This is a genomic window from Vibrio zhanjiangensis (assembly GCF_030161235.1).
Taxonomy (GTDB): domain Bacteria; phylum Pseudomonadota; class Gammaproteobacteria; order Enterobacterales; family Vibrionaceae; genus Vibrio; species Vibrio zhanjiangensis.
In genome coordinates this window covers 356-19586 of record NZ_BSPW01000019.1, presented here as the reverse complement: position 1 = coordinate 19586, position 19231 = coordinate 356, and the positions used below count along the sequence as shown (strand labels likewise).

Annotated in this window: 15 protein-coding genes; 11 read left to right on the top strand and 4 right to left on the bottom strand. The window is 44.2% G+C overall.

Annotated elements, in window-relative coordinates; all coding sequences use genetic code 11:
- Nucleotides 1–563: 563 nt before the first annotated feature.
- A complete protein-coding gene (locus tag QQK21_RS04390; protein WP_284190987.1) occupies nt 564–1640 on the top strand; it encodes a formylglycine-generating enzyme family protein in 1077 nt (358 codons plus the stop codon).
- Nucleotides 1641–1664: 24 nt separating this feature from the next.
- Here the strand turns inward: QQK21_RS04390 and QQK21_RS04385 are convergent, their stop codons facing one another.
- From QQK21_RS04385 to QQK21_RS04375, 3 genes are read right to left on the bottom strand one after another with little or no spacing between them, the layout of a single operon-like run.
- Nucleotides 1665–4226, bottom strand: coding sequence for a LysM peptidoglycan-binding domain-containing protein (locus tag QQK21_RS04385; RefSeq protein WP_284190986.1), 2562 nt, complete (start codon nt 4224–4226; stop codon nt 1665–1667).
- 7 nt (nt 4227–4233) lie between these two features.
- Nucleotides 4234–4827 carry a DUF4123 domain-containing protein gene (locus QQK21_RS04380; RefSeq protein ID WP_284190985.1) on the bottom strand — a complete coding sequence of 198 codons (594 nt, stop codon included), beginning with the start codon at nt 4825–4827 and terminating at the stop codon, nt 4234–4236.
- Nucleotides 4809–7067: a type VI secretion system Vgr family protein gene (locus QQK21_RS04375; RefSeq protein WP_284190984.1), complete on the bottom strand. Its 2259-nt coding sequence runs from the start codon at nt 7065–7067 to the stop codon at nt 4809–4811. The genes QQK21_RS04380 and QQK21_RS04375 overlap by 19 nt, the downstream gene beginning before the upstream one ends.
- Nucleotides 7068–7448: 381 nt before the next feature.
- On the opposite strand from QQK21_RS04375, the gene QQK21_RS04370 reads away from it, so the two are divergent.
- From QQK21_RS04370 to QQK21_RS04360, 3 genes are all read left to right on the top strand, one after another.
- Nucleotides 7449–7709, top strand: coding sequence for a hypothetical protein (locus QQK21_RS04370; protein ID WP_284190983.1), 261 nt, complete (start codon nt 7449–7451; stop codon nt 7707–7709).
- 322 nt (nt 7710–8031) lie between these two features.
- Nucleotides 8032–9756 (top strand): AIPR family protein, encoded by a 1725-nt coding sequence (locus tag QQK21_RS04365; RefSeq protein WP_284190982.1) that lies wholly within the window; start codon nt 8032–8034, stop codon nt 9754–9756.
- Nucleotides 9757–10137: 381 nt separating this feature from the next.
- A complete protein-coding gene (locus tag QQK21_RS04360; RefSeq protein WP_284190981.1) occupies nt 10138–10434 on the top strand; it encodes a hypothetical protein in 297 nt (98 codons plus the stop codon).
- A gap of 65 nt (nt 10435–10499) precedes the next feature.
- On the opposite strand, the gene QQK21_RS04355 is transcribed toward QQK21_RS04360, so the two are convergent.
- Entirely contained in the window at nt 10500–11597 is a 1098-nt protein-coding gene (locus tag QQK21_RS04355) for a tyrosine-type recombinase/integrase (protein ID WP_284190980.1), read from the bottom strand.
- A gap of 97 nt (nt 11598–11694) precedes the next feature.
- On the opposite strand from QQK21_RS04355, the gene dusA reads away from it, so the two are divergent.
- The 7 genes from dusA (at nt 11695) to QQK21_RS04320 (ending at nt 18732) form a co-directional block, all read left to right on the top strand.
- Nucleotides 11695–12738, top strand: a complete 1044-nt coding sequence (dusA, locus tag QQK21_RS04350) for a tRNA dihydrouridine(20/20a) synthase DusA (RefSeq protein WP_431313098.1) — start codon at nt 11695–11697, stop codon at nt 12736–12738.
- Nucleotides 12739–12904: 166 nt separating this feature from the next.
- Nucleotides 12905–13114 carry an envelope stress response protein PspG gene (gene pspG, locus QQK21_RS04345; protein ID WP_284190979.1) on the top strand — a complete coding sequence of 70 codons (210 nt, stop codon included), beginning with the start codon at nt 12905–12907 and terminating at the stop codon, nt 13112–13114.
- Between the two features lie 89 nt (nt 13115–13203).
- Nucleotides 13204–13878 carry a TIGR04219 family outer membrane beta-barrel protein gene (locus QQK21_RS04340; protein WP_284190978.1) on the top strand — a complete coding sequence of 225 codons (675 nt, stop codon included), beginning with the start codon at nt 13204–13206 and terminating at the stop codon, nt 13876–13878.
- A 144-nt stretch (nt 13879–14022) separates the two neighbouring features.
- On the top strand, nt 14023–14253 hold the full coding sequence (locus QQK21_RS04335; RefSeq protein WP_284190977.1) for a hypothetical protein: 231 nt from the start codon (nt 14023–14025) through the stop codon (nt 14251–14253).
- Nucleotides 14254–14379: 126 nt separating this feature from the next.
- A complete protein-coding gene (locus QQK21_RS04330; protein ID WP_284190976.1) occupies nt 14380–16233 on the top strand; it encodes an assimilatory sulfite reductase (NADPH) flavoprotein subunit in 1854 nt (617 codons plus the stop codon).
- Nucleotides 16233–17966: an assimilatory sulfite reductase (NADPH) hemoprotein subunit gene (gene cysI / locus QQK21_RS04325; protein WP_284190975.1), complete on the top strand. Its 1734-nt coding sequence runs from the start codon at nt 16233–16235 to the stop codon at nt 17964–17966. The genes QQK21_RS04330 and cysI overlap by 1 nt, the downstream gene beginning before the upstream one ends.
- Nucleotides 17959–18732, top strand: coding sequence for a phosphoadenylyl-sulfate reductase (locus tag QQK21_RS04320; RefSeq protein ID WP_284190974.1), 774 nt, complete (start codon nt 17959–17961; stop codon nt 18730–18732). Before cysI ends, QQK21_RS04320 begins: the two co-directional genes overlap by 8 nt.
- Nucleotides 18733–19231: the final 499 nt, after the last annotated feature.

Sequence of the window (19231 nt, the reverse complement as noted above, 5' to 3'; positions counted from 1 at the left end):
TACTCGATACCTTATCAAGTGATAAGTTAATAATTTCAGCTGCTTATAGTTAATTGTGGGAGTAAAGTGCCAAGTGTACCGTTTTTAAACTGTACCGTTTGGCTGGTACAGTTGTCAGAATTACTTGTAGCTATAATTCATACCTATTCCTTGTAAAGTAAGCACTTTCGATATATTTGGACTTGCATCTGGTTTGGTGAAACTGTACCGATTCGCGACAAAACGGTACACCAACTCCTGGGGCACTGTACCGTTCGCCGATTCATTTGAGCCAATAAGGCTGGCTTGTAAAACAAATGAGGGTTTTCTTTCCAAGATAGACTTCTTTCTCATTTCCTCAAGAAAGCTAAGTTATTTTGTAAATAAATCCGTAAATTAATCAATGTAAAAATAAGGATGCTAAAGTTTACAGGAGGAGCTATGAGAATAACTCTTGTCTACTGAGTTAAAACTTGTTTCCCAACAATAATCCCATCGTTATCACTAGTCATATAGTGTTTTTGCAACTGTCTTCTTGGAGTGTTTATGCGTAAAATATGCGCATCAAACGAAAGGAATACCGAATGAAAAACAGATGGTTAGGTTTAACATGTACATTGCCTTTATTAATCGCTTGCAACAGTGGCTCCAGTATACAGCTCTCTAGTGAAACGGTTTCTAAGCAGCAAATCGAGACCATTGTGTCGAACATTGATGCGCGTTATCCAGAAGCGACGCAGGAGCAAAAGCAAAAGGCGGCTGAAGCTGTGGTTCGCGCTATTGAAAATATGGTGTTTGTTGAAGGCGGCAGCTTTGATATGGGCGATTTTAAAATGGATTGTGATTTTCCGACCAAGACAGAGAATCGCCTTGATTGGTCTCCTGATGCCGAGTGCCTTAGTCATTTTGCTAGCAGTATGTATGGTGCTCAATACTTACATAAAGTCACACTGGATTCTTACTCGATATCGAAATATGAGACCAGTTTTTTGGATATGGAGTGGATGCGCCAGATTAATCAACTGCCGCCTGCCATGACCTACTATGTCAGTATCATCCCGATGCAAGCTAGACCAATGAAGCGCACAGATGATCAATACCACAATGCGATGAAGTACAACTTAAAACATACAAGAGCGACGTATACTAAATCGTGGCAAGAAGCCAAAGACTACTGCCAATGGCTGGGTGACATGTCTGGTTTAGCGTTTGATTTACCGACCGAAGCGCAGTGGGAATACGCGGCAAGAAGTCGAGGTCAGCATTACTACTATGCTACCAATAATGGTTATCGCTCTTTTTCTGAAGGTCAGTATTTTGACCCTGTTACTGACAAATATGTTGAGAACTTACCTTCAGAAGTAAATAGTGACACCAGCAAGGAAAAATATATTGGTTATTGGCCTGCTAACCCGCTTGGTATTTTTGGTATGAGCAATGGGATCAGCGAATGGGTTAATGATTGGTATGCAAAGGATTACTATTTAAGTTCGCCGGAGTTTAATCCGAAAGGACCAAACTCTGGTACACAAAAAGTGATGCGGGATAGCCGAAGTAACGGTATGTCATTTGGCCGTTATGCAGAAGATCTCGTTTTGGAACACTACTCAGTAACAGACAGTTTTCGCTGCGCTGTACAAAGTGCAACGCCTATCAACTAATCGTGGCCCGTCGGGGCCACGGTTTTAGACATAAGGGTAAGAGGTAGGATTTCCATATAAAGCGGCGTATTGCTGCTCAACTTGGGTCCGCTTTTGAATAAAGTCCATTTGTTGATAGGCCTCAAATGGCGTGAGCGCCACCTTATCAGCCAAGTTGACTTCGGTGAGTGTCGCCACCCAGCGATTAAACATCGCTTGCTGCTTATTATCAAGAATGGCATTGATTCGCTCAATGCTTTCAAATAGCGCCTTTTCACCGCGCATTTTGCTACCTGTTGGGTTCATCCTTGCCAAAATTTCTTCAAACTTATGCCAGCTGTAGGTGCTCTTTTGTAACAGCTTGCAGATTGCAAGTTCTTGTTTTTCTTCCCAATTAAACATAAAGGTACGGGTTAAGGTATCAAGCATGCGGCCTATGGCTTCTGGGGGGAGCTGGTTAAAAGGAACCCCACTACGAGTCGAGTCATTGATAACCCGTTCTGCCAATACAATCGCTTCTTTTTCGAGATTTAAAGTTTCTTCCCTCTTTTCTTTCATTTTATCGACAGCGCTTTTGCCAGCAGAAACCACTAACTCAAGCGCGTTAGCAGGTGAAGTAATCGTTTTGACCGCAGTAAAGGCCATATAGGTAGCATCGACTAAATATTCATAAGCCTCGGGGTTGATATTGTTGAGTAAGCGGTAATCGATATATTGCAGCCCTTGCCAAATCACTTTCGCCAGTTGCCAGATAGCTTGTCCATCTATGGCAATGGCAAAACCGCCACCGCCACCGATCCCCCAAACCAACTTGGCTGAAACCTTCAGAAATAGCTGATTTCCATCCGAATACAGTTCAAAGTCAGCACTATAACCGCCACCCACAGAGATATTGCCTTCCAGTTTTATCTCTGCCAACGCACTGAAATCAGTGATAGTGTCTTTTTGTGGCTCTTTCCATTGAACGCCCCCTGCAAATTCACCGCTTAGCTGCCCGCCACCAAATATGCCCGCTTTAAAGCCTACTTGACCATTGATATTGCCCATGGTGACGTTTGGGTCAAACAAAATACCGACATCATCACCTGCTTCACGAGTTTTATTGCTGATACCCGCTCTTGCTTGCCCCGTGACACCGACAAAACAGCCCAGTTTTACTTTGGCATTAAATCTAAAACTGCCGTATGAGTAAGTGGCGGTCTGACCATTCGCGTCTTTGTAGCTTAGGCAAGGGGTATAGCCTGCATCGCTGGGCAAAAACAGCTCGGCGGCAACCGCCGCCTCAAACACAGAAAGCGCCGCTTGGACTCCGACTCCTAAGTCTACTTGCACATCCGCTCTGCCGTGCTCATCTTTATTAAACGGGTTGAGCTCTGCATCCACCGCGGCTTGCATCCCCCAACGGCCAAGCTGCGCTTCGGCACTGACGGCAAATATGGTGTTGTCATCGCTATCGCGCAGCAGTGAGCTGGTCGCTTTCCATTCGGCAATTTTTCCGCCCGGCGCTTGCCATTTCGCAAGGCTAGCCTTGAGGTCAGGGTTTAAGGCTTTTTTGACCGTATCTTCAGAGATGTCTTGAGCAATGGCTTGACCTAGGGCTTTAATATCCCCTTGGGTAAACGCGCGATAGGAATGGGTGGTGCTGGATAAGGTCATCCATGAGTGACGAATTCGAGTTTCACGTTCAAAAAAGGCTTCTCTAACGTAGAGATAAATACCGCGGTTAATCGAGTAGAGCTCGCGTACCCCAGAGCGGTTAATAATGCCGTCCAAACGGGTTTCTCTGGTGTTGCCTAACCTAGCAGGGTTAACAGACTGAGCATTGGGTGCTTCAGGGGGCAGCGCTTGCTTGGCGATGGTTTCCCACTTAGCTAGCTGGCTTTCCAAATTAGGGACCGCCGTCTTGGTCAAATGCGCTTTGAGTTTGTCGGTTGAGTCTTGCGTCCCATACCAGTGGTCATAGGCCTTGATGTAGTCAATGCGGTTTTTTATCTCTGTGACTTTTGCATTCGCGAGTCGCTGGTTTTCAAGCGCCTTCTCTTTCGCTTCCTTTTCTTTGCGAAGCTGCTCTGCTCTTGCAGAAGCTTGGTGTTTGTTTTTTGGTGCAGGCAATACGCCAGCGTAGATAAGCTTTTCACACAGTGCTTGGCGTTGCTCGGCGTGTTTTTCTATCTCAGCCCAAGTTTGTGTCCCTTGAGGCGCGCTGCTGACTACGTCTTGATAGCACTGGAATAGGGTTTGAGTTTGCTCAATTTCTTCATCAAGCTTTTCCACCGCTTCTGCGGTTAAGCAGTAAAAATGATTACCGGGCTCACCGGTAGCAAACACCACATCGTCAATGTCTTTGGTCTCGCATAAAGGGGGCATGACAAGACGCCCTTTTTTCTTGATGCACATGGCCGTCACTGGCTCGACGGGAAAGTCGGGCTGCACAGGTTTGGTCTCTTGCGGCGCAGGAAGCTGTAGGGTATCACCCGCCACAATCAAGTCAGGATTGGGTTGATACTGTGGGTTTAATCGCAACAAGGTCGTAAAGTTAACGTTTTGCGCGATACCGATACCAATCAAGGTATCGCCGGGTTTAATCACATAAGGTTGGGTGCTCATGAGTTCATCACCATTGCTGTGCGATACGTTGCATCGTACTGAGTTGTTCTTGTGAAAGTGTCCAAGGCTCTATTGGCTGTGTGGGCGTCACGGGGGCGTTTAATGACACGCTCATCCATGTGCCGTCATGCCATTGCAGGCGAGACAATAAGGGAAAGAGAGCTTTCCGAGCATCGTCACTGAGCGATGCCATTAACGGCAATAAAGCTCTGGGTTCGTAATAACGAAATAGCGTTTCACCGCTCCCTGTAGGCATAAAAAGGCGCTGGCGTAACGATGTTGCGACCGCTTCTGTGGCGATGGTGTTTGGGCTCCATACTAAACATCCGCAAGGTGAGGCACTCATCTCCTCAACGCAGGCTTGAAGTGCCTCTTGAAGGTTGTTTAAAGGAATAAACATTGGACCATTAGGCAGATGAGACAATCGCGTTCCCGCCATCAAAGGTTGAACATCAAGGGGTTCTATATAAGCACTGAGAGTGGCCCTCCAATCCGGCCAAAGCTGGGGCTCGATAATGGCATACACACTCTGCCCTTCAACTAGGTGAGGCACACTATCACTTTGAATGCGCCATTGAGTCGTTAACTGTGTATTTGACATGTGCCGCTACTCCCGCAATCGCAAAGTTCCTGCATAAGACTGCCTTCTTCAACCAAGCCTTGATAGGCAGCAGGCGTCATTACAGGCAAGTTTTTTTTCATAATGGATAGGCCCTTAGGGTACTGGGTGTGCACGCTGACGTTACCGTGCGATGCACCGCTGGGGTTAATCTTGACTCGACCACCTATCGCTTTGACATCACTTGCCCCATCAATGGTGATGGCGGTCCCGTTAAGGTGAATGGTGCCACTGCTTTTGAGCACCAAGCTTGATGCGCCGACTTGAACTTTGATTTCATCTGCTGAGACAATGGCGGTGCTGCCTTCGGCTCGAATCGACGTATTGCCGTTGACTTCCACTTGAAGATGATTGCCTACGCTAAGGCTGTCATCGGCACCAATATTGGTTGAGCGAGAAGCCAGCGCTACACTGCCTTGGCGTTCACCGACTTCTAGAGTGTCATTTTTCCCGATATGGGTGACACGATGCTCATCCACATACCAATCTCTGTTTTTCCCGACATTGATGGTTTGGTTGGCGTTGTAGGTGACCGTCACATCTTGCTCGACCTGCTCCATAAACGTTTGTTTTGTCACTGAGGTTTTGTGGCCGTGAATGGTTTCTTTGCGATCGCCATGGACGTTATTTTCTTGGTTTCGGCCCACTTTAAGTTCTTCATCGTTGCCTATATCTCGGTAGCGATTATTCAGTACCTTGGTTTTCATGTCCTTTTGCGCGCGAAAATGCACCATTTCTTGGTCATTATCATCTTCAAAGTGCATTTCGTTGTAACCATCTGCCTTATGGCTTTGGGTGCGAAAAACGGTGCGGGTTTTATGCTCTGGAAGCTCATAAGGTGGGGTATGCAAGCCGTTATACACCGCCCCTGTGACAAGCGGCCTATCAGGATCACCTTCTAAAAAGGTCACCACCACCTCATGGCCGATGCGCGGCAGATACACGGCGCCCCAGTTCGGCGCGGCCATCGATTGGCTGACTCGCAGCCAGCATGAGCTATGCTCATCACTTTGCCCGTAACGGTCCCAGTGAAATTGCACTTTAATTCGGCCAAGCTCATCGGTGTAGATTTCTTCGCCCGCAGGCCCAACGACGACCGCCGTTTGCGGCCCATCTACCACAGGGGAGGCCATTTTCGGCGCGCGATAGGTCACATCACGCGGCAGACAAACAAACTGATTTTGGTAGTGGGTTGGGGCATCGGCACCTTCTTCTTCGTGCACGCGAGGGTTGTCACCAGAATGCATCACAGAGAGCATTAGGTAATCACGATTGACCGAGGAGCGCGGATGCTCGCTTATCTCAAAACTTAAGCCTGATGCCAAACGCATAATATTACTTGAGGCATGAATTTGATGGCTATCAACCTTGTATTCTGACATCCATTCCTTGCTGCGCTGGCCACCAAAATCTGGAGAAGTGTAACGTCCAGGGTAATCGTAGCGCTGCAAGTCCCAATTGACCTTGTCTTCAGCATCTTGGCCTTGGGGTATACTCGGAGTGAGGTAGTTATAGTCGCTGTAGCTCACATAACCGGTTAAGGCTCGGTGTACTTGTTCTAAATCGAAAATGTGCTCTTTATCGGACACGCCGCCGCCCTGAGAGTGAAACAGCATAGGCCCAAGATAAGAAGCGTTAAGCGGCGTGCTGACAAGCTCAGGAATAGCGTCGTTACTGTCAACAATCACCATGGTATGCGCGCTATCACTGTGCTCAAAGTAAAACCACATGCCGTGCTCGGCTAAAAGGCGCTGAACAAAATGGTGGTCATTTTCGCGGTATTGCAATACGTAGTCTTTTTCTTGATATTGGCCTGCCAGTTCAAAGCGGTAATCGCTCATCCCCGCGTCATCAAACACATGGCGAATAATATCTGGCGCGGTTTTGTTTTGGAAAATGCGGCAATCTTGGCGCTGGGTCAAAAACCAAAGCTGAGGCACCAACGTAATCTGGTAGCGAGAGTAACGCCGACCAGTGCCTAGATAACTTAGCTCTGAAACGCTGCCATTAAAGTGGCGAGCCGCCGCTAAACCTTGACCATAAACACTCAGCACGCCGGTTTTTCTGCTCAGCGCCTCGAAGCTAATGTCATCATTTTCAGATAAGACGGTCAGGCTCATTTCAAACGGGGCAGACAGACCCTCCGTTACCTGAAAACTTTCTACTTTGAACGCCCCTAAAAACCCAGAGACCTCAAAGCTAAACTCAATATCATTCGCCATACCGCTTCACTCTTATGACCCAACCACTGCGGGTAATCAATCTACATGCATATTAAATGGCGGAACTGTAACAATTTTTGTTGAAAGTATCACTTTGATAAAACATGGAGTGAGCGATCAAAGAGGCTGACAAAGTGACTGATTTGATAGTGGATTTGCTTCGGGGGTATTTAAGAAGACCGTAGAGCTAGTGAAAATGACGGTTTTTGCTCTCAGCAGATAATTGTGGTTTTGTGATGAGGTTTGCAGTGCGGAGGGATATTGCACTTTGTTCGTAGTGCTCAGAGGACCATTTATGTATCAGCGTAGACTTTTATTAAGATTGTCTACTTAGTATGCTACAAATTATCTAGTGTTACTTTCGAGCCGAGAGGGGGAACTATGAGTAAAAAACGGTTGCGAGAAAAAGACGTTTTAAAAGGTTTAACGAGTCATACGGCACACGCTGATGAGCTAGCGACTATGCGTGATTGGGAAGCTTATTCGAAAGATGCGGACAAGGCAGATAGCGACTTTCTCGTTGAACGACGTGATGTTTTTGACTGTTCCCAAATTGAATTTGACGAAGATGAGCAAGACCGAGAACTAGTTAAACAAAGAGATAACTCTCCAGAAATTGACATTGATATTGATGATTTGTGAACAAGAATTTTGTGTTATGGGTTTTATTATGCTGCCCCAAAAACTGTTTAGGTAAAAACTCATTCACAAGTTATTGACGAGCAAAAGCCCTATAAAAAGTTATCCAAATTGGCAATGCTGTTTGCTGTAACCTCCTGCGATGTATTAAGAGGGTAAATTCGATGGGCTATCATCGTCTGGACACTTTAATAAGATGATCGTCTTCATACCAAGTTGAAAAGCTATGTGATCATAAACATCTATTTGGATTGCGTTGTTGATTCTGTTACTGACGCAAACTACATTGGTTGCAGTGCAACTAAAGTTAGCTAAAAGGGAACATATGAGTAGTTGGAAGAATGCTTATGAGTCAAATTCAGATTTAACTGAATATGGAGATAATGGATTAGCACTGTTTTCTCTTGCCCTAAAGTTTGGTGTAGACGATCTTCAAAACATAGCTGCTGACGCAATTACTGATGGGTATGATGATAAAAAATTAGATCTCGTATATATAAATACCGAAGACGAATACGCTGTAATTTGTCAGTGTTACTACTCGACAAAAGAGCGTCCTACAGCCCCTTCCAATAAGGCGTCTGATCTTAATACAGGTCTTGCATGGCTTATCCAACGTAACATTTCTGATGTACCGGACCGAATTAAGTCAGCAGCTATTAACTTCCGAACAGCTTTAAGTGAAAAGCAGATAAAGACGGTTTACATCTGGTATGTCCATAACTTGCCCGAGTCTCAAAACGTACATGATGAGCTTGTATCTGTACAGCAGACTGCCATAACGGCACTTAACGCAGCCTTCCCAGCAACTAAATTAGATGTCCATGCCTATGAAGTCGGTCAAACAATGCTGTCTGACTGGTATGAAGAATGTCAGACCCCGATTTTAGTAAGCGAAACAGTCACGATACAATGTAACGATGGCTATACGGTTAAAGGGCCCCATTGGGAAGCATTTAACACTGCAATTTCTCTACAAGATTTATATCGATTATACAAAAAGTATAAAACGAAAGTATTCTCTGCGAATATTCGTGATTACTTGGGTTCTCGTTCGAGCAATTCCAACATAAATAATGGAATAAAGAATACTGCGGAGAACGACCCACAAAACTTTTGGGCTTATAACAACGGTCTTACAATTTTAACTCATGGTTTTTCCTACGAAAATGACCAATTGATGTTGGAGGGTTTATCCATTGTAAATGGAGCACAAACGACTGGCGCAATAGGTAGTGCGAGGAGGTTGCCTTCAAAGTATGCAATGGTTCAAGCTCGTTTTATTGCAATAGACAACGGTGATGCAGACCTTGTACAACGTATAATCCAGTTCAACAATAGCCAAAATAAAGTTGAAGCTGCGGATTTTAGGAGCACAGATAAAATACAGAAGCGCCTCAAAGATGAAATGCGTTATATCCCAGAAGCAGAATACGAAGGAGGAAGGCGTGGTGGAGCTGGTGACGCGATAAAAAGACGGCCTAACCTTTTAGCATCATATGCTGTGGGTCAAGCGTTGGCAGCTTTTCATGGGGATCCAATTGTGGCCTATAACCAGAAATCAGGTATTTGGGTTAACGACAGATATTACTCTAAATATTTCAATGAAAATACGAAAGCGACGCATATAGTGTGCGCATACAGTCTTGTAAAAGCGATCACAGAGAAAAAACAACAAATTTCAACAAAAGCTTCACTAACAAAAGTTGATGAGGACATCTTAGCATTTTTCCGACAACGTGGTTCTATATACCTTTTCACATCAGCAATAGCTGCCTGTACTGAGGTATTTTTAGGTAGACAAGTACCAAACAGGTTTAGAATTGCATTTGGGAACATGTCACCGTCTGAAGCAAAACAAACTTGGAGTTCTGTTGTAGAAACAACCCTACCACTATGTATACATCTGAATGACGCGTTAGCAGGTGGTTTAAAAAACACAACTGACATTGAGAAAGCTATTTCGTCTTTTCGCGCTATAGTTTCATCAGTAAGTATGAGTCAACCGGAACTCTACAACGGCTTGAAGGCTGCAATCAAAGCTCCATAGTCAATCAGATGATTCATTTTCTAATAACGATTAAGGCTCCTAATGGAGGATTTTTTCTAATTATGCTGGACGGTTTAGATGCGCAAACTAAAAGTAGTAGTTTTGTGCGTTTTATAGGCTTTGAGCAGGCTCTTCGATAGCAACACTGTACTATTGGGCGTTATTTTGTGGTGTTCTAAATGATTTGCAGTAGCTGAGGTTATCTACAGTCCAAATATCGGCTGAAATTCGTAACTCACTTTTGTCCAAAAAGTGAGTTTCAAACTTTGTCCAAAAATTTTGTCCAAAAATTGTTTTCAAACCTAAGCAGATGCATATTTGCTAGCAATGAACTCGATGGCTCCGGTAAACGCCAAATAAAGAATTCAGTATAAAGTAGCTGTGGAAAGTAGTTGTAAAACAAAATTGACGATTGAGCAGTTAAACTCACGGGGCTTCACTAACGTTGTTCAGGCACTTGTTAGTAGTGAAACAGTCGATAAGTTGGGACTAGATGCTAGTGGTGGTTCACTTTCTGATACGCTTCAATTGATAGGGACTAATATCTACTGTTCTGACCTTAGTGCTCCGTACAAGGCTGTTTTGAACAGCACGGAGTTTAATAAAAAGCATCAGCACTTATCGAAGATATTGCATACTTGGGATGAAGTGGTTTCTCAGAGCGAAGCAATCCAATAAAGGCTAATCCAAAGGCTAAATTTCCGTGAAGCAAAGGAGGTTAGGTGTAATCCTCGATTGTAGCATTAAAGCTCTTGATCCATTTGTTTTAGCCTTTGGAGTGAATTGAATTTTTCATGCACGCGATTTGGAAAAAGCTCAGTGTAAATTTGCCAAAGGGTGTTTAGATTCCTATGACCAGTCACTTGAGCTACTTCCTCAATGGAAAAGCCTTGTTCAAATAAACGGCTTGCTCCCTCCCTCCTAAGATCATGATATCTAAGGTCTTGGATTCCTAGTGAGCTTCTTACACGTTGGAAGCCAGCGGAAACACTTTTGCTGTTGTAGGGAAAGATACGGTCGCAGCTCTTCGGCTGTCTATTCAGGATTTCCCAGGCCTCTCCTAAAAGTGGAACCCACATATGATTCCCTTCTTTTTTACGGGGGTCTTTACGATCTCGTACCTTAACAGCTCTAGTTCCTTCGTCTACGTCTTCCCATAGAATTTTGCACACTTCACCAATCCGCATACAGCTCAAAATAGAAAAATCCAAAATATCTAAAAACGGGATATGAGCAGCATGATGTTCTTGTCTTTTCCGAAGTTCTACCTTGATTCTGTTCAACTCCGACGTATCAGGGCGTCGGCTTCTTCGGTTTGATTTGGCAATGAGATTGTGTTGATAAAGAGTATAGTAAGCTTCCTGTACGACAGAATCGTTAACATCGATACCAAAAATTGGCTTTGCTGCTCTAAGAACACTGCGAAGATATGAAATATCACCGGACACTGTTTGAGGGCTTGTTCCCGCGTCATTACGATCTTTACAGTGCTGAACAAGGTTGGCTACGGTCAACTTGTTCGCTTGAATTTTCGCTAATTCTGTATCGATTAGCATGTTAAGACCATAACGTTTTGAACGACCAATACTTTTCGCAATGTAAGGTTCATTTAAGTACATGATGAGCAGCTCTCGAACAGTAACTTCCGGATTTTTGCCTGGTAGGCCATGCGTTTCGAGTTTAGATACAAGCGCCGTCCCCCAGGCTTTTGCGTCGGCTTTTTTCCCGAAAGTACGAGATTCACGATATACTACGTCATTACCTTTTTTTAATCGAACAACACATCTATATCGCAGTACGCCTTTGCTGGTTTTACGTTTCTCCAATGTAAAGCTGGCCATCTATTGTTCCTTGATAGTTGTTCGAATGCGTGCCCCTTATAATACTGGGATATATATGGGGCACGCAATAGCGAAAAATGATTGAGAATAATTGAAAATGAACCGAGAACAGAAAACAGATAATTCTTTGCAAAATATATACTTGTCTAGTAATATTGATGTGTCAAAGAGTGGCAGATTTAGCGTAGCGCCCATGCTCGATTGGACAGATCGCCATTGTCGCTACTTCCATCGTTTGCTGACCAGTGAATCTTTGCTCTATACCGAGATGGTGACGACTGGCGCGATCATTCATGGTAAAGGTGACTTTTTGGCTTATAACCAAGAAGAGCATCCGGTGGCGCTGCAACTTGGTGGTTCAAACCCGAAGGATTTGGCGACATGTGCCAAGCTCGCGCAGCAAAGAGGCTATGATGAGGTGAACCTTAATGTTGGTTGCCCGTCAGATCGAGTGCAAAATGGCCGCTTTGGCGCATGCTTAATGGCAGAACCTCAGCTGGTGGCCGATTGTATCGCGGCAATGCGTGAGGTGGTGGATATTCCCGTCACAGTCAAAACCCGTATTGGCATTGATGAGCAGGACTCGTATGAGTTTTTGACGGATTTTGTCTCCATTGTGTCTGAAAAAGGTGGCTGTGAGCAGTTTACCATTCATGCGCGTAAGGCTTGGCTATCTGGACTGAGTCCAAAAGAAAATCGAGAGATCCCGCCGCTCGACTATCCGCGTGCTTATCAGCTCAAGCAAGATTTCGCTCATCTCAACATTGCCATTAATGGTGGTGTAAAGAGTCTCGAAGAGAGTAAAGAGCACCTAGTGCATTTAGATGGTGTTATGGTTGGGCGTAAAGCCTATCAAAACCCATATCTACTTGCTAAGGTTGATCAAGATATATTTGGTTTGGATAAGCCAGTCAAAAAGCGTACTCAAGTGGTAGAAGAGATGTATCCCTACATTGAGCAACAGCTTACAAATGGTGCTTACCTTGGTCACATCACCCGTCATATGTTAGGTCTATTTCAAAATATGCCAGGGGCGCGCCAGTGGCGTCGTTATATTAGTGAAAATGCGCACAAGCCAGGTTCAGGGGTAGAAGTGGTTGAAACTGCGCTGAGCAAAATTCCTCAAGAACTTAATGTGTAAATATCACCAATCTTTACTTGTGGATTGGTGAATTTCGCCAACGTTACTATTTCTCCAAAGCTCGTTTGATAAAGACGAGCTTTTTATTTGTTAAAAATCAATGAATTACTTAATTTTAAAACTTGGCGTGGTTTCTGCTATGTGAAAATTAATAAAGGAGAAAACTATGCTAGAACTCATTTTTATACTGGTTTTTGTTGCAACCTTGCTGGTTACGGGCTTAACCATGCTGACGGTTTTCACGGCTGCGGGATTCGCATTACTCGTGATGGCGCTATTTGGAATGTTGGGCGCTGTATTTAAGTTAATTCCATATCTTATTGTAATTGCAGTGGGTATTTGGTTTTTCAAAAATTACGTGTATAGCCACCGTTAATTCGAGCAGGAATTTGACAATTCCCCACCTGTAGAATGTGTTACTATCGCTGCAACATTTTAGGATCGATAGGCTCAGGAGTTCAATCAATGAACAAAACAGCACTGGCAGTCATGACTGCAGTTGCAATGTCAATGGCAAGTTTTTCAGCGATGGCAGAGGAGTCTACTGTCGTAAAAGTAGGTGCTGATGCTTGGTGGATAGAGACAGAAGTCAATGAGATTGACCGTGATAAAGAAGTCACTCCGTCTGTTTATGTTGCCATCGAGCATGACTATAAGTATGTGCCAAATGCTAGGTTAAGAACCACGGGTGTTGATAACGACTACATGGCGTTTGATAAGCTGGATTTGACCTTGTACTACCCGATTTTGAGTCGTGATCTATTGCACTTTGATGCCGGTATTACTTTTAGCGATCTGAGTAATACCAAATATAAAAATGCTGATAACGGACAAATCAAAGACTTTGACGGGTTTATCTGGGCTTTTTATGGTTATGCAGAAATTACTGTACCAGATACCAATTTTGATATTATCGGTGAAATGAATTTTGGTGATAGCAGCGGAATCAAGAGTACCGATTTAACCGCTGGAGTTCAGTATCGTATGCCGCTCAAAGAGTCGACAATCACCTTCCGAGGTGGCTATCGCGCGATCGATCTCGAATCTGATGAATTTAAAGCTACCACAACCAATACGATATTGGGCAAGCCATTTATTATGGCTGACGGTTTCTTCCTTGGAGTGGAATACAGCTTCTAGTCTGGCTTAACTATAAAACGCTGCGTAATATCGTGGCGTTTTTTTATGTCTATTAGTTATATGATGTTGGTTTTTTTAGTAGTTTATTGCTCCATATACCATGATTAATAGTGGTAATTGTCATTAGTGGTGGGAAGGACTTATATGACGATAAATGAGCTTAGAAACCTGTATCGTGAGCACCAGCTCGTTGAGGCGATTATTGAACCCTCTGCTGAAGAAGGCACTTGGATTGTAGAATTTCGCAATACTCGAGGTGGTTTAGTGTTGTTAACCGATGTTCATGGTGAAGAATGCCACTATTCGGATCTGGACTTGGCGTCAAAATCTGCCATGGCCGTCGGTTTTTCTCAGGTTCGAGTGGAAGTAAACTAATCTGTTTCGATGAAAAAACAGTCTTTCTTTAATTCAAAAAGTTATAAAACATTCATTTCTATTCTTTCTTGTTATTAGCCTGAGTCGTTAATCTAGCATCATGCAATGAATAGGGATGTCGGGACCATGTCTTCAAATAACAAGGTGTCACCTTCGGGACAGATACCAATAGAACTACCATCAATCGTTTCCCCTTTAAATGACCAACAGCTGAACACTCTTCAGCAGAGTGTGTCAGATCTGTCGCCTTCTCAATTGGCGTGGGTCAGTGGTTATTTTTGGGGACTATCTCAAACTCAGTCACCTGTTTCCGTCAAGGGTTTATCGAGTACTCAAGTTGCACTTGCTGCTCAGCCAGCGGGTAAACTGACCATTATTTTTGCCTCTCAAACGGGTAATGCTAAAGGGGTAGCTGAAGCTTTAGAAAAAGAGGCGACTGCTCTTGGCATTACGGCTGAGCTTTATGACGCCAGTGACTATAAAGGGAAACAATTAGCCAAAGAAACTCATGTGATCATCGTTGCCTCGACCAACGGCGAAGGTGAGGCACCGGATAATGCGATTGAGTTACACGAATTTCTTCAGTCGAAGAAAGCGCCTAAGTTGCCAAATTTGCACTATGGTGTTATTGCTTTGGGTGATTCTAGCTATGAGTTTTTCTGTCAAACAGGCAAAGATTTTGATTCTTACCTTTCCAAGCTAGGAGCCACTCCATTTATAGAGCGTATTGATTGCGATGTAGATTATGGAACTGATGCTAAAAATTGGCGCCAGCAAGCGTTGGATCTGGTCAAGCAAGATCTTGCATCAGCAAGCAATGAAGCACAGGTTGTGCAATTACCATTGAGCCAAGCTGCGGTTTCATCACCTTATAATAAAAGCCACCCTTTTCCAGCGACGCTAGTGACCAATCAGAAAATCACAGGTCGTGATTCTGGCAAAGATGTACGTCATATAGAGATCGATTTAGCAGGCTCAGGTTTGAGTTATCAGCCCGGTGATGCGCTCGGAGTGTGGTATGAAAATAGCTCAGATTTAGCCAATGCTATCTTATCTCAAGTCGGTCTTTCTGGCGTTGAAAGCATCGAACTTGACGGGGAAAGCCTCTCTGTTCATAGCGCTTTAGTGCGCCATTTTGAAATTACAGCCGCCAATCCACAGTTTGTAACCAAGTTTGCTCAAGCTTCGGGGAGTCAAAAACTGCTGGAGCTGATAGACGATAAAGATAAGTTGCGCCACTACGCTAATCAGACTCAGATAATCGATGTACTTGGCGAGAAGAAAACCCAACTATCGGCACAAGAATTAGTGGGACTACTTCGTCGATTGACCCCTCGTTTGTATTCCATTGCATCAAGTCAAGCCGAGGTTGAACAAGAGGTTCACTTAACCGTGGGAGTGGTTGAGTATCAACATGAAGATGAGCAACGCTTTGGTGGCGCATCGAGTTTTCTCTGTCATCGCCTCGATGAAGGCGCACAAGTGAAAGTGTTTGTTGAACACAATAACAGCTTTAAGCTGCCAGCCGACGATACCACCCCCATTATCATGATAGGCCCTGGAACAGGTGTTGCGCCGTTTCGCAGTTTTCTTCAAGAGCGAGAGGCTCGTGAAGCACAAGGCAAAAATTGGTTGTTTTTTGGCGATCGAACTTTTACCCAAGACTTTCTCTATCAAGTGGAATGGCAGAAGTACTTAAAGTCTGGAGTGCTCAATTATCTTGATGTGGCATTTAGTCGCGATCAAGGGGAAAAGGTCTATGTTCAACATCGAATTTTGGAAAAAGGTGAAGAAGTTTGGCGCTGGCTTGAGCAAGGCGCATACATCTATGTCTGCGGAGATGCCACTCGAATGGCAAAAGATGTTCATCAAGCCTTGATCCATGTGGTTGAGCAATATGGACACCGTTCGCACAATGATGCCGAAGAGTTTATCAATCAACTGCGTAAAGAAAAACGTTATCAAAGGGATGTATATTAATGAGCACTTCTACCACTCACACTCAGTCTGTACTAGGCGAAGAGCTTGGCCCATTGGCCGATAACGAACGTCTAAAAAGAGACAGTAACTTTCTGCGCGGTACGATCGAGCAAGATCTGCAAGATCCGATCACGGGGGGATTTACTGCCGATAACTTTCAGTTGATACGTTTTCATGGCATGTATCAGCAGGATGATCGTGACATACGCAACGAACGGGCTAAACAAAGACTAGAACCATTACATAATGTGATGCTCAGAGCGCGCATGCCTGGCGGAATAATATCGCCACAGCAATGGCTCGCGATTGATAAGTTTGCAACAGAGCATTCTCTCTATGGCAGTATTCGGCTTACCACACGCCAGACTTTCCAATTTCATGGCGTACTAAAACCAAATATCAAGCTTATGCATCAGACGCTTAACAGTATTGGTATTGACTCGATTGCGACTGCGGGTGATGTAAATCGTAATGTACTGTGTACGACGAACCCTGTTGAGTCAGAGCTCCATCAACAAGCTTATCAGTGGGCGCAAAAGATCAGTGAACATCTATTACCTAAAACCAAAGCTTATGCTGAAATTTGGCTAGATGGAGAAAAAGTTGAGACGACAGAAGATGATGAACCGATTTTAGGTAAACACTATTTACCGCGAAAGTTTAAAACTACCGTGGTGATACCACCACAAAATGATGTCGATGTTCATGCCAATGACCTTAACTTTGTCGCGATTGCTGAGCAAGGTAAGCTGGTGGGCTTTAATGTTCTCGTTGGCGGTGGTTTGGCAATGACGCACGGTGACACGTCGACGTATCCAAGGCGTGCTGATGACTTCGGTTATATTCCTCTTGATAAAACGTTGGATGTGGCCACAGCCGTTGTGACCACTCAGCGAGACTGGGGAAATCGGTCTAATCGCAAAAACGCCAAAACAAAATACACCCTAGATAGAGTAGGCAGTGATGTGTTTAAGGCTGAAGTAGAAAAGCGTGCTGGTGTAAAGTTTCAAAAGAGTCGGCCGTACGAATTTACCGAGCGAGGTGACCGAATTGGTTGGGTCGAGGGCGTAGATGGCAAACATCATTTAACACTCTTCATTGAAAATGGTCGTTTGCTTGACTATCCCAATAAGCCGCTTAAATCGGGTGTGGCGAAAATTGCCAAAATTCACCAAGGCGATTTTCGTATGACAGCGAATCAAAACCTTATTGTTGCTGGTGTGCCTGTTGAAGACAAAGCTCAAATTGAACGCATTGCAATTGAACATGGTTTAATGGATGAGACGGTCAGTGAGCAACGAAAGAATTCGATGGCTTGCGTGGCGTTTCCAACCTGTCCGTTAGCAATGGCAGAAGCGGAACGTTTCTTACCTCAGTTTGTTACCGATGTGGAAAACATCCTACGTAAGCATGGCTTACCTGAACAAGACAATATCATATTACGCGTGACGGGGTGTCCCAATGGATGTGGGCGTGCCATGTTGGCAGAGATTGGTCTGGTGGGCAAAGCTCCAGGGCGTTACAACCTGCATTTGGGGGGAAATCGCGGCGGTACTCGAGTGCCCAAAATGTATAAAGAAAACATTACTGATCAACAGATTTTGCAAGAAATTGATCACCTCGTTGGTCTTTGGTCCAAAAAACGCATAGAGGGTGAGTGTTTCGGGGATTTTACCATTCGCACTGGAATTATTGAGGAAGTGAAAGTGTCAAAGAGGGATTTTTATGCATGATAGCGTGATTGAGAAGCCTGAACTTGCCGATCTACTCAGGGCAACAAAGACTGAGCAAACCTTGAGACTGGCGCAGATCAACATTCAGCTTGAAAAAAAAACGGCTCAAGAAAGGGTGAATTGGGCAATCGAGAATCTTGATGGTGAGCAGATAGTATCGTCGAGCTTTGGGATTCAAGCAGCAGTCATGCTGCATCTTGTTACCCAAGCAAAACCTGACATTCCAGTGATACTTACGGATACTGGCTATCTATTCCCGGAAACTTACCAATTTATTGATGAACTGACGAATAAGTTAAGTCTTAACCTTAAGGTCTATCGCTCACATCTGAGCCCATCATGGCAAGAAGCTCGCTATGGCAAATTGTGGCAACAGGGAGTGAATGGCATAGAGAAATATAATCACCTAAATAAGGTTGAGCCGATGCGCAGAGCACTCAGTGAGTTGGAGGCGAAAGTGTGGTTTTCTGGACTTCGCCGTGAACAATCCAGCTCTCGTGCTAATTTGCCTATATTGTCTGTGCAAAATGGTGTCTTTAAGTTGTTGCCTATTATCGATTGGACAAATAAAGACGTGCACTACTATCTGAAACAATACGATTTAGCGTATCACCCTTTGCGAGATGAAGGCTATTTGTCTATTGGTGATATACACACAAGTCAAAAATGGCAGCCGGGCATGACTGAAGAGCAAACTCGTTTCTATGGACTAAAGCGAGAGTGTGGCCTTCATGACGACGATGAAAGCGATGGCTCTGGTATATAGTAGAGACTGCTCAAAGGTTAGAGGCTTATAAAATTGTCTCTAGCCGCCATAAAATAAAGACGACACAAGGGCGACTGTGGATAAAACTGTGAATATGTTCTTGAAAGTTTATGGGAAAACGTGAATAAATAAAGTGTTGGGTGAATATTGGACGTTTAGCTGGTGTTTTTGCATTTTTTTTAAATTTCCTCTTGCCAATGTGATTACGATCTCTATAATGCCTCCTCGTCGACAGGGCAAGGGCTAGTAAGCTAGAAAAGCAGTGTCGACAGGTCAAAAAAGAAAAGCGAAATAATTGGTAAAAAGTGGTTGACACTCAAGTTTATCTCGCTAGAATAGCCGCCTCTTCTTAGGGAGCGACATGCTAAGAAGAAATGCTCTTTAACAATGTAAACCTATCAATCTGTGTGGGCACTCGTTGATGATAATCCAAAAGATTTATCAATGAACTGAGTGACCAATCGGTAGCAATACCGGCACAGTCAATTCAACATTACAC